The organism is uncultured Sphingomonas sp. (assembly GCF_964244235.1).
Lineage (GTDB): Bacteria > Pseudomonadota > Alphaproteobacteria > Sphingomonadales > Sphingomonadaceae > Sphingomonas.
The window spans coordinates 24,980-36,484 of record NZ_CAXTII010000020.1 but is presented as its reverse complement, the minus strand read 5'-3'; the positions used below and the strand labels follow the sequence as shown (position 1 = coordinate 36,484).

Genomic DNA, 11,505 nt, shown 5'->3' with positions numbered 1-11,505 from the left:
CTTCATGTCTTTTTCTCCCTTGGCCCCCGCCATGATGGACGGATTAGGGATCGCCGCTTGAACCGCGGGTGAGTTCGTCCGACAGCCGTCGTTCACCGCGCCCGCAGCGCCCGGCACATGGTTCGCATATGCCGGGCGCCGCATGATGCGCGTTATTTGTCGAGGATGAAGGGCAATTGCCCCGTCCCCGACATGTAGGTCGGCAGCTTGCCGTCCCATTTCTCGATCGCGCGCTGGCGCAGGATTTCGGGGTTCGCGCGCAACGCGTCGCCTTCGAGGTGCGACGCCTGCGCCTTGCCCTGCGCATCCGCGATCCGCGCATCGGCATTGGCGCGCACGGTTGCGACATTGGCCTGCGCGGCGAGCGCGGCCTGTTCGTTCGCGAGCTTGGTGTTGATCTGCGTCAGCACCTGTTGCGGCACGCGGACGTTCGACGCCCAGTAAAGCTGTTCGACATGCAGTCCCACCGGCTCGAAATATTTCGACACGTCGCGCAGCACCGCGTTGATCAGCGCGGCCTTTCTGGGCCCGTAGATCTCCTCGACGCCGAGCATCGCCGATTCCTCGTTCAGCGCGGACCGCACCGCGTTGCGCAGCGGGCCGGCGACGATCCCGCTCATTTCGGTACGGTATTTCTGGAACAGGATCGGCGCCTTCACCGGGTCGACGCGGTAGGCGACGGAGATATCGGCGGACAGGTTCAGGCCGTTCTTGTCCTGGAACGTGAAAGCCTCGTCCGCGGCGGTCTGTTCGCTGCTGCCCGCGGTCCAGGCATAGGTCGATGTGTAGATCGGATATTCGTAGATGTTCGATCCGACCGGCGTGAAATACCAGCCGACGCCCAGCGCATGGTCCGACACCCCGGCGGCGCTGCCGAAATTATTGACCTTGATCCCGACATGCCCGGGTTCGACCCGACTGCACGACGTGATCGGCACGATCGCGATGAGCGGAAGCAGCAGCAGCGGGCTCCAGCGGATGATACGGGGATTCATTGGTCCTTGTCCCTGATGAGGGCGGTCGCCTCACGCGTCAGCCCGACGATGCCGACGAACCCGCCGACGAGCGCGGCGATCGCCAGGATCGCGGCGGCGGCATCGGCCAGATCGCTGTGCAAATCGAACAATGTCGGCACGACGAACAGGAAACAGCCGAGTTCGAGGCACAACAAGGCCAGTGAACGCAGGCCGAACCCCACGAGCCACGTGTCGAGCGGTTGCATGAAGAGGACGCCCCAAGCTCCCAAGCGAGCGGGGAGCCGCAGCGGGTCGGAAGACTCGCTGGTCGAGGGTATAGCGGTGTGCCTATATGGTTTCAATAGGGCCGGCAGAGGAGCCTATCTGCTCCGTCAGGCGAAGCCGGGTGGCGTCGTTCGGCAACCCCGCGAACAGCGCGTCCTCGGTGCCCGTCATCCAGACCTGACCCCTGCCCGCCAGCCGATCGAACAGCGCTGCGCGCCGCGCGGGGTCGAGATGCGCGGCGACTTCGTCGAGCAGCAGGATCGGCGCGCGGCCGACACGGTCCGCGACCAGATCGGCATGTGCGAGGACGATGCCGAGCAGCAGCGCCTTCTGCTCGCCCGTCGAACACAGCCCGGCAAGCTGGCGCTTGTCGCGGTGGGTGACGATCAGATCGCTGCGATGCGGTCCCACCAGCGTCCGCCCCGCCGCGGCATCGCGCGCGCGGCCGGCGCGCAGTTCGGCGCGAAGCCGGTCGGCATCGCCCTGCCACCCCTCCAGCGCCAGCGTCGCGCGCGCGAACGGCCCCGGCGGTTCGGTCGCCAGCCGTTCGCCCAGCGCAGCCACGCCGTCCGCCCGCGCCGTCGCGATCGCCGCGCCGTGCGCCGCCATTGCGGTCTCCAGCGCGGCCAGCCAGTCGGGATCGATCCCATCCTCGCTCGCCAGCAGGCGGTTGCGCGCGCGCATCGCCGCGTCGTAGCGCGCGGCCTGGACCGCGTGGCCGGGATCGAGCGCCAGCACGAGCCGGTCGAGAAAGCGCCGCCGCTCGCCCGCGGTATCGACGAACAGCCGGTCCATCGCCGGCGTCAGCCACAGGATCGTCAGCCATTCGGCGAGCGCGGTCGCCGCCGCGGTCGCGCCCTGTATCCGGATGATCCGCCGTTCGGGCGCGACGCGCACGGTGCCGGTCGCCAGTTCCACCGGCCCGCCCGCCGCCTCGAGCGTCGCCGCGATCCCGAAGCCGCCCGGTCCATCCTGCCGCGCGACCGCGGACAAGGCGGCACGCCGCAAGCCCCGGCCGGGCGCGAGCAGCGACACCGCTTCCAGGATATTGGTCTTCCCCGCACCATTCTCGCCGGTCAGCACGACGAAACCGCTGCCGGGCGCGAGCGTCAGCGCGGGGTGGTTGCGGATATCGGTGAGGACGAGGCGCGACAGCATCGCGTCGGCTCTAACGCAAAGCGGCGCATGCTGGAATCGCAGGCTTGCCCCCTTCCGTCATGCCGGGCTCGCCCCCGGCAGCCACCGTACCGCGCAATCTCACGCTTCCGATCTCGCGGCACGATGAACCCCGGCACGCGGCCGGGGTGACGGATCGCGGTAATCCTTCTCAGAACGACACCCCGATCGTACCGAAGAACTGCCGTGGGGCGACGGGGAAGAAATTGTAGGTCGCGTTCGGAGCCGCGATGGCGAGCGACGATTCGGCCCGCTTGTTGGTGATGTTCGTCACGTTGAGGCTGACGTTGACACCATGCCCGGTGGCGCCGTCGCCAAGCGGGATCCGCGCGCCGATACGGCCCGCCAGCGTGAAATAGGCCGGGACCTTCGCCGCGCCGTCGCCGGGGACGAGATCGTCCGTGAACGTGGTGTAACGCCGGCCGAGATAGTCGCCGATCAGTTGCACGTCGAAGATCCCGGCATTGGCGGACACCACGGTCTTGTTCAGCCAGTCGGGGCTGCCGGGTACCTTTTTCCCTGCGGTCGGGACCGTCGTCGTGCCCGTCACATAATTATTGTCGTAGCGCGAATTGTTATACGACAGCGCGTTGTAGACCGAGAAATGGCTGCCGAAGTGCAGCGTCCCGGCGGCATCGAAGCCGTCGGTCGTCACGCTGCCGACATTCTGCAGGATCGTCGCCCCGCTGGCGATCGCGGTGATCGTGACGGTCGGACTGATCGCGAGCAGGCGATTGCTGAAATCGACGTGATAATAGCTGATCTGCCCCTCGAACGCGGTGATCGGCCCAAGCGCCAGCGCATGATGCGTGCGCAGACCGCCTTCATAGGTCCAGCTCGTCTCTGGCTTGGTATTGGCCTTGAAGAAATCGAACAGCGTCTGGCTGCCGAGCGCGAACGGCGACAGGCCGGCGGCGGCGCTGGTCTGGAACTGGCGGACATTGTTCTGCGCATTGGCGAAAAGCTGTTCGTGATCGGTCGCATCCCAGACCGCGCCGATCTCCGGCAGGAACGGCTTCGTCGTGTCGAGCTTGCCGACGGGCAGGCCGAGCGATCCGGTGAACGAGCCGGGGATCGGCTGGACCGGCACCGCCTGCGACGCCATCTGGAACGTGCTCTTGAAGCCGGCGAGCAAGGTCAGGCGAGGCACGATCTTCCACGAATCCTGCAGATGCGTCTGAATCTCGTCGACCCGGATCTCGCTGCCATATTGGGTAATGAGCGGCGTCTCGTAATCATGCGGCCGGGTATAGGGCGACGACGGATTGCTGAGGCTGACCGCGTACCAGCGGCGGAACGAGGACGAGCTTTGATGCTCGTACCAGCCGCCGAGTTCGATCTGGTGGTTGCCGAATTCCGCCTTCACCGTGGAGACCAGCCCCTCGCGGTCGATGCGGTATTCGGTGGTGCGCGCGGCAAGCCCCGATCCGCCGAAGATGCCCGACAGCCGCGCGACGTTCGCCGCCGACGTGGTATTCACGCCCGGCCCCTGCGGACCCGGATAATAATAGGAGAAGAGCAGCGGCAGCCCGGCGGCGGTGATCGGCCCGGCGACGACACCGACGCCGTCGTCATGATGGAAATATAGCTGGTTCGACCAGCTTACATGATCCGACGCCTTCCAGTCGTATTTCAGATATCCGATATAATCGGTGCGCTGTGCGTCGCTGTAGAAATTCTGATAGTTGGACCCGGGTGCCGCGTTGATCGCGGCATAGGCAGGCGATTGGTAATAGCCGACCACCCCTGCGAAATCCGGATAATAGAATGGCCGCGTGTACGGTGCGGTGGCGCGGTTGTCGATCGCCGCGGTGGTCGCAGTGGCTGGCCGCACGACAATCGCGGTCGAATCCTCGTTGGGTTCGGTCTTGTCGGAATAGGCGAGATACACGGTCAGCTTGCCGTGCTGATCGTCATGGACGATCTTGCCGTCCGCCTGATAGCCGCCCTGCTTGCCGTTGAAATCCCAGGCGCGCGCGTCCTGGCGCACGCCGGACACGTAGAAACGCGTGCCGTCGCCCAGGTCGCCGCTGTCGATCCGGGCATAGGTGCGAAACGTCGAATAGCTGCCGAAGGTCTGCGACGCGGTGACGCCACGCTGGTCGTGCGGATCGCTGGAGAAGGTGTCGATCGTGCCGCCGAGGTTGCTGGTCGACGCGGTGCCGAGATCGCCGGCACCCGACGCCAGCGTCACCCGGCCGACATCTTCGGAAATGATCGCGCGCTGCGGCGACAGGCCGTTGTAATTGCCATATTGCTGGTCGCCGAGCGGCAGGCCGTCGAGCGTATAGCCGAGCTGCTGCTGGTTGAAGCCGTGGATGAACAGCGAGATATTCTGTTCGTTGTTGCCCCAGGGATCGGCGGTCAGGAAGGTGACGCCGGGCAGCGTCTCCAACGCTTTCAGCGGGCTGATCCCGGGCAGGATCTTCTGGATCTCGACCCCGGTGATCTGCGTGACCGACCGGGTGGTCTTGGCGGTGACGACGATGTCCTGCGCCGGGTCCGCCGGCGTGTCGGGGCCGCCAGTCGGATCGGGATCGACCGCAGTCGTTGCCAACATCGTCTGCGCGGCGGCGGGTACGGCGAACGTCGTTAGCGCAACGCCCAGTAGCAAAGTCGCCTTGCGATGGTCGGTCATGATGTCTCGATTCCCCATTGCCGGTCGTCGCCGGGCCCGGGCGTTGCCTAGGGACAGGAAAAGACGGATCGGCGACACGGCCGTGACGGTTCGATGACGCCGCAAAAAGGACCGGCAGGTGCGGACGCCTATGGCCGGGCAGCTACCGCCCGATCGCCGCCGCCAGCCAATGCGCGGCCTGTTCGGGCGATTGCTTGCCGTCGCTTCGATCCACCCGGTAATTCGCCTGCTGCATCGTCGCGACCGGTATGCGCCCGACCAGTGGGCGCAGCGCCGCGATCAGGCGTTCGTCGTGCGCATGTCGCGGATCGACCAGCAGGATCGCATCGTAACCGGGGATCGCGCGGCGGGGATCGGTCAGGATCGTCAGCCCGTCCGCCGCGATCCGCCCGTCGGACGAGAAGGCGGAGATGGCGTCCACCGTCCCGCTCGCCAGCGCCCTGTACATGAAGGTCGGGCTGTACGGTGTCGCGGCGGCAAAGCGCATCCGATAGGCGCGCTTCACCGCCGTCCATTCGGGCCGTTCGAGAAATTCCAGATCGCTGCCGAGCTTGAGTCCGGGCGACGCCGCCGCAAGATCGTCGAGCGTCGCGATTGCCTTCGCCTTCGCTTCGTCCCCGCGCATCGCGAAGGCATAGGCGTTCTCGAACCCGAGCGGCCCGACCAGCCGGGTGCCCGATGTCGCCCGCATCCAGCCGCCGATCGCCGCGACCATGGCCCCACGCGGCGGGACGGTGGTGCGCTTCATCGCGTTGGTCCAGATCGTGCCCGCATAATCGACATACACATCGACATCGTTCGTCGTCAGCGCGCCGTAGATCACCGCGGAACCGAGCCCGTCGCGGTACTGCACGTCATAACCAGCCGCGGTCAGCCGGTCGCCGATCAGCCGCGCCAGGATATATTGTTCGGAGAAATTCTTCGCGCCGACGACGACCGTCCGCTGCCCGCTGCGATGCCGGAGCGGCGCGGTCGCGAGCGCCAGTCCGACGACAAGGATCGACAGCCCGGCGATAACGAACCCGCGCCGCCGCGTCGCCAGACCGTGTTCGACCAGCCCGATCGTGCCGTCCACCGTCATCGCCAGCAACGCCGCGGCGATGCAGCCCGCAAGCACCAGCGTCCAGTTCTGCGTCTGCAGCCCGGCGAAGATCATGTCGCCCAAACTGGGCTGCCCGACGGTCGTCGACAATGTCGCAGCCCCGATCGTCCAGACCGCGGCGGTGCGGATGCCGGCGATGAGAACGGGCGCGAGCAAAGGTGCCTCGACCAGCCGCAGCTTCTGCCACGGCGTCATGCCGACCGCGTCCGCCGCCTCGATCACTGCGCGATCGATGCCGCGCAGGCCCGTCACCGCGTTGCGCAGGATCGGCAGCAGGGCATAGAGCGTCAGCGCGATCAGCGAGGGCAGGAAGCCGAGCGCGGGAATGCCCCCGCCGACGAGCCCCGACAGCGCCAGCAGCAGCGGGTAGAACAATGCGAGCAGCGCCAGCGAGGGGATCGTCTGGACGAGGCTCGCAAACCCGAGCGCGACCCGCGCCACCGCGGGTCGCCGCGCCGATAGCACGCCGAGCGGCACCGCGATCAGCATGCCGAGCACCAATGCGGACCCTGCGAGCAGGACATGCTGCGCGAGCAGCGGCGGCACGCGCGAAAAGGCGTCGCCGATGCCGCTCACGCCGCCGCCAATGCCGCCAGCCGCGCGGCCTGTTCGCGCGGCACCGCGACCAGCGCCTGCGCCGCGTCGCCGCCCGCCCCGCCCGCGAGCGCGGCGGGCGTCTCGTCCGCCACGATCCGCCCTGCCTGCATCACCAGTACGCGGTCGGCGAGCAGCAGCGCCTCCGCCATGTCGTGCGTGACCAGGATCGTGGTGAGGCCCAGTGCATCGTGCAGCGCGCGGATCGATCGGCCGAGATCGTCGCGCGTGACCGGATCGAGCGCGCCGAACGCCTCGTCGAGCAGCACTATCTTTGCCTCGGGTGCCAGTGCGCGGGCAATCGCGACGCGCTGGCGCTGCCCGCCGGACAGTTCGTGTGGCATCCGTTCGGCCATCGTTCGCGGCAGGCCGACCCGGTCGAGCATCGCCGTCCCATCGACGCGCTTGCCGGTCAGCCGCGGGCCGATCGCGATATTCTCCGCGACCGTCATGTGCGGGAACAGCCCGATCCCCTGGAACACATAGCCGATCCGCCGCCGCAGCGCAGGAGCCGGGCCATCCGTCACATCGACACCGTCGATCGTGACCCGCCCGCCCGTCGGTTCGACCAGCCGGTTGATCGTCTTCAGAAGCGTCGACTTGCCCGATCCCGACGTGCCGACCAGTGCGACGAAGCTGCCGCCATCGATCGTCGCGGACACACCGTCGACCGCCGCGACCGCGCCGTAGCGTTTGCTGAGCGTGTCGAATGCGATCGATTGCGCTGGCATCGCCGGCGACGATGGGGGATGCAGCGGCAAGGGTCAAATGCCGGATTCACGCGATGGCGCGAACCCGTACAGGCGCGGATGATGAGCGAGATCAAGGCGATCTTCATTACCGGCGGCGGATCGGGGATCGGCCGTGCCACCGCGCGGCTGTTCGCCAGCCGCGGTTGGCGCGCCGACGTAGCGGACATCGACGAAGCCGGGCTTGCCGAGACGATCGCGATGATCGGCGGCGGGATGGCGCAGCGTTACGTGATGGACGTGCGCGACCGCGACGCATGGGTCGCCAGTCTCGACGCCTTCACTGGCGCCAGCGGCGGACGGCTCGACGTGCTGTTCAACAATGCGATCGCCACCAGCGGTCCGCTGGCGCAGGCGAGGTTCGCGGACATCGACCGGACGGTCGCGATCAATTTCGCCGGTGTGCCGAACGGTGCGCGGATCGGCCATGCGTATCTCGCGAAGACGCCGGGGTCGTGTCTGCTCAACACCGCATCCGCGTCCGCGATCTACGGATCGTCGGGCTGGCCACCTATTCGGCGACGAAGTTCGCGGTGCGCGGGCTGACCGAGGCGCTGGATGGCGAATGGCATGGTTACGGGATCAAGGTCCGCGACATCCTCCCCGGCTTCATCGAGACGCCTTTGCTCGACGGCGTCGCCGGCGACACCAATCGATCGATCCGCGAGACGGTGGTCGGCGCAGGACCGGAACTGACGGGCGCGGACGCCGTGGCGGAGGCGGCGTGGAAGACGGTGCAAGGCAAGGCGGTCCACATCCATGTCGGCAAGACCGCGCGCCGGCTGGCGTTCGCGGCACGCTGGATGCCGGGCCGCCCGCGCAACCGGATGAAGCGCGGGATGGGTAGCGGGAGGTAGATCCCGCCGTCCGACGCCTCAAACCGCCGCCAGCACCCCAGTCGCGATCACCGGCCCCGTCGGCGCAATACCCGGCGCGCCGCCGGCCGGTTCGACCGAGATGGCGAGCGTCACGCCCGATCCCATCTTCGCGCGCGCCGCAGCCGGCAGACTGATCGTGGTCGGCTGGACGGCCAGCAGCCCAAGCGCATGCGGTACGCCATCGCCGCCGATCAGCCAGAGTTCGGCCACCTTGCGTCCGGTCTGTGCCGGTGTGGCGGCGACCCGGATCGACCCGGCCGCCGGATCATAGGCCGCCGCGATCGGTGCCTTCGCATCGCCGAGCGACGCGACCAGCATCGTCCGCGATGCCGGCGCAGCGGCGACCGGCACCGGCTGCGATACCGGCGGCTGCCCCGGCGGCGGCCCGACCGGGCGCACCAGCACCATCACGAGCAGCACCGCCGCGATCGCACTGGCCACGATCGCGATCCCGGGCCAGGGCATCCGCGACCGGCGACCGGTTACGGGACCGCCCAGGCTCTCGTCGATCCGGTCGATCAGCCCCTCCGGGGCCTCGACGCCCGGCCACAGATCGAACAATTGCGCGAAATGCATCCGCCATGCTTCGACATCGCGCGCGAAGTCCGGTTCGGCCAGCACCCGGCGCAATGCGGCGGCCCGCTCCGGTCCGTCGAGCAGGCCCAGCGACAGTTCGGCGGCGGTCATGTCGCCGCTGTCGGACAGGAGCGCGTCATCCATGATCGAGGCACTCCTTCAATCGCGCGAGGCCGCGGCGGACCCAGCTCTTCATCGTGCCCAACGGGACGTTCGCCCGCTCGGCGAGATCGGCATAGGTCACGCCGTCGAAAAACGCGGTGCGGATCGCGGTCCGCTGCCGATCGTCCAGCGCCTGCATGCATACCGCCAGCCGGTGGCTCGACTCGCTCGACAACAGTATCTGTTCGGCGGACGGCGCATCGTCGGCGATGTCGGGCGCGCCGTCGAGCGAATCGGTCCGGCGGACGCCCTGCGCGCGCCGCCAGTCGATCGCCCGGTTGCGCGCGATCGTGGCGAGCCAGGTGATCGGGCTCGCCCGCCCCGGCTCCCACGCGCCCGCCCGGCGCCAGATGGTGAGATAGACTTCGTGCAACACATCCTCTGCGGCCTGACGTTCACCGCAGATACGAAGACAGATGCCGAATAGCTTCGATTGCGTCAGGATGTAGAGATCGCGGAACGCGCCGCGATCCTCGCTGCCGGTCTTGACCAACGCATCGGCCAGGCGCGCACGCGCTGCATCGGCATCGGTCTGGGGCGGGTTCACACGACGGTTCTAGCGGTTCGCCGAGGATCGGCCAAGCGTCGATGGGTGGCCTTTCCGGGTCTTCCCGGGTAAGGGCGGCGCATGCGCATCGCCATCGCTTCCGATCACGCCGCCGTCGCGCTGAAAACCGTCCTGGTCGCGTGGCTGACGGAGGCCGGGCACGAACCCGTCGACCTCGGCACGCATGGCGGCGCGCCGGTGGATTATCCCGATTACGGCGCCGCGGTCGCCGATGCGCTGGCGGACGGCCGTGCGGATCGCGGGATCGCCTTGTGCGGTTCGGGCATCGGCATCGCGATCGCGGCGAACCGCAACCCGGCCTGCCGCTGCGCTCAGGTATCCGAACCGCTGTCCGCGCAGCTTGCACGCAGCCACAACGACGCCAATTGCATCGCGATCGGCGCGCGGCTGGTCGGCGAGGACATGGCCAAGGCATGCGTCGCCGCGTTCCTCTCGACCGATTTCCTCGGCGGCCGCCACGGCGCCCGCGTCGACAAACTCTCCATGAAGGTCCCCGCATGAGCAGCCAGCCCATCCCGATCCGTCCCGACCTGCACGACGTCCAGCCGGACGGTTTCTTCACCCGCGGCCTGGCGCAAGCGGACGCCGCGGTGTTCGCCGGCGTCGCGCAGGAACTGGAGCGCGAGCAGACGCAGATCGAACTGATCGCGTCGGAGAATATCGTGTCGAAGGCGGTGCTGGAGGCGCAAGGGAGCGTCTTCACCAACAAATATGCCGAAGGCTATCCGGGCAAGCGCTATTATCAGGGCTGCGCACCGTCCGACGCGGTCGAGACGCTGGCGATCGACCGCGCCAAGCAGATCTTCGGGTGCGCGCACGCCAACGTCCAGCCGCATTCGGGTGCGCAGGCGAACGGCGCGGTGATGCTGGCGCTGGTCAAGCCGGGCGAGACGATCCTCGGCATGAGCCTCGACGCGGGTGGTCACCTGACGCACGGCGCGCGCGCGGCGATGTCGGGCAAATGGTTCGACGCGGTCCATTACGGCGTCGATCCCGTCACGCACCTGATCGACTATGCGCAGGTCGAAGCGCTGGCGATGGAGCGCCAGCCGAAGCTCATCATCGCGGGCGGCTCCGCCTATCCGCGCCAGATCGACTTCGCGAAGTTCCGCGCGATCGCGGACAAGGTCGGCGCGTATTTCATGGTCGACATGGCGCATTTCGCGGGCATCGTCGCCGCCGGTCTGCACCCGACGCCGTTCGGCCATGCGCATGTCGTGACCACGACGACGCACAAGACGCTTCGCGGTCCCCGCGGCGGCATGATCCTGACCGACGACGACGTGATCGCGAAGAAGATCAATTCGGCGGTCTTCCCCGGCCTCCAGGGCGGACCATTGATGCACGTCATCGCCGCCAAGGCGGTCGCATTCGGCGAGGCGTTGCAGCCCGACTACAAGACGTACATCGCCGCGGTCATAGAGAATGCGAGGATGCTGGCGGCGACGCTGAAGGAGCGCGGTGCGAACCTGGTATCGGGCGGCACGGATACGCATCTGGCGCTGGTCGATCTCACCCCGCTCGGCATCACCGGCCGCGATGCGGACGAGGCGCTGGAGCGTGCGGGCATCACCTGCAACAAGAACGGCATTCCCAACGACCCGCTGCCGCCGGTGAAGACCAGCGGTATCCGCGTCGGTTCGCCGGCGGGTACGACCCGCGGGTTCGGACCCGCGGAATTCCGCGAGATCGGCCATATGGTCGCCGACGTGCTCGACGGTCTTGCCGAAAAGGGCGAGCATGGGGACCCCGTCGTCGAGGCGGACGTTCGGACCCGGGTGCGGGCCCTGTGCGCGCGCTTTCCCATCTATCAAGGATAAT

The 11,505-nt window shown here is 67.8% G+C and carries 10 protein-coding genes and 1 pseudogene; 3 read left to right on the top strand and 8 right to left on the bottom strand.

The features are described 5' to 3' along the window. Positions 1-152: 152 nt before the first annotated feature. From ACFE7D_RS05600 to ACFE7D_RS05575, 6 genes are all read right to left on the bottom strand, one after another. Positions 153-995, bottom strand: coding sequence for an SPFH domain-containing protein (locus tag ACFE7D_RS05600; RefSeq protein WP_375394445.1), 843 nt, complete (start codon positions 993-995; stop codon positions 153-155). Beyond that, positions 992-1,222 (bottom strand): hypothetical protein, encoded by a 231-nt coding sequence (locus ACFE7D_RS05595; RefSeq protein WP_375394444.1) that lies wholly within the window; start codon positions 1,220-1,222, stop codon positions 992-994. Before ACFE7D_RS05595 ends, ACFE7D_RS05600 begins: the two co-directional genes overlap by 4 nt. Positions 1,223-1,304: 82 nt before the next feature. Next, the gene (gene recF, locus ACFE7D_RS05590; protein WP_375394443.1) at positions 1,305-2,399 is read right to left on the bottom strand and encodes a DNA replication/repair protein RecF; all 1,095 of its coding nucleotides are present in this window, start codon (positions 2,397-2,399) and stop codon (positions 1,305-1,307) included. 169 nt (positions 2,400-2,568) lie between these two features. Further along, the gene (locus ACFE7D_RS05585; protein WP_375394442.1) at positions 2,569-5,055 is read right to left on the bottom strand and encodes a TonB-dependent receptor; all 2,487 of its coding nucleotides are present in this window, start codon (positions 5,053-5,055) and stop codon (positions 2,569-2,571) included. A 142-nt stretch (positions 5,056-5,197) separates the two neighbouring features. Further along, on the bottom strand, positions 5,198-6,733 hold the full coding sequence (locus ACFE7D_RS05580) for an ABC transporter permease/substrate-binding protein (RefSeq protein ID WP_375394441.1): 1,536 nt from the start codon (positions 6,731-6,733) through the stop codon (positions 5,198-5,200). Next, positions 6,730-7,482 (bottom strand): ATP-binding cassette domain-containing protein, encoded by a 753-nt coding sequence (locus ACFE7D_RS05575; RefSeq protein ID WP_375394440.1) that lies wholly within the window; start codon positions 7,480-7,482, stop codon positions 6,730-6,732. The genes ACFE7D_RS05580 and ACFE7D_RS05575 overlap by 4 nt, the downstream gene beginning before the upstream one ends. 81 nt (positions 7,483-7,563) lie before the next feature. On the opposite strand from ACFE7D_RS05575, the pseudogene ACFE7D_RS05570 reads away from it, so the two are divergent. Continuing rightward, positions 7,564-8,357 (top strand): annotated as a pseudogene (locus tag ACFE7D_RS05570) (SDR family oxidoreductase). 18 nt (positions 8,358-8,375) lie between these two features. Here the strand turns inward: ACFE7D_RS05570 and ACFE7D_RS05565 are convergent. Beyond that, a complete protein-coding gene (locus tag ACFE7D_RS05565; protein WP_375394439.1) occupies positions 8,376-9,098 on the bottom strand; it encodes an anti-sigma factor domain-containing protein in 723 nt (240 codons plus the stop codon). Then, positions 9,091-9,663, bottom strand: coding sequence for a sigma-70 family RNA polymerase sigma factor (locus ACFE7D_RS05560; RefSeq protein ID WP_375394438.1), 573 nt, complete (start codon positions 9,661-9,663; stop codon positions 9,091-9,093). Before ACFE7D_RS05560 ends, ACFE7D_RS05565 begins: the two co-directional genes overlap by 8 nt. 81 nt (positions 9,664-9,744) lie before the next feature. On the opposite strand from ACFE7D_RS05560, the gene rpiB reads away from it, so the two are divergent. Together rpiB and glyA are read left to right on the top strand one after the other, a co-directional pair. Further along, on the top strand, positions 9,745-10,185 hold the full coding sequence (rpiB, locus tag ACFE7D_RS05555; RefSeq protein WP_375394437.1) for a ribose 5-phosphate isomerase B: 441 nt from the start codon (positions 9,745-9,747) through the stop codon (positions 10,183-10,185). Beyond that, complete coding sequence (gene glyA, locus ACFE7D_RS05550; protein ID WP_375394436.1) at positions 10,182-11,504, top strand: serine hydroxymethyltransferase; 1,323 nt, start codon at positions 10,182-10,184, stop codon at positions 11,502-11,504. The genes rpiB and glyA overlap by 4 nt, the downstream gene beginning before the upstream one ends. Position 11,505: the final 1 nt, after the last annotated feature.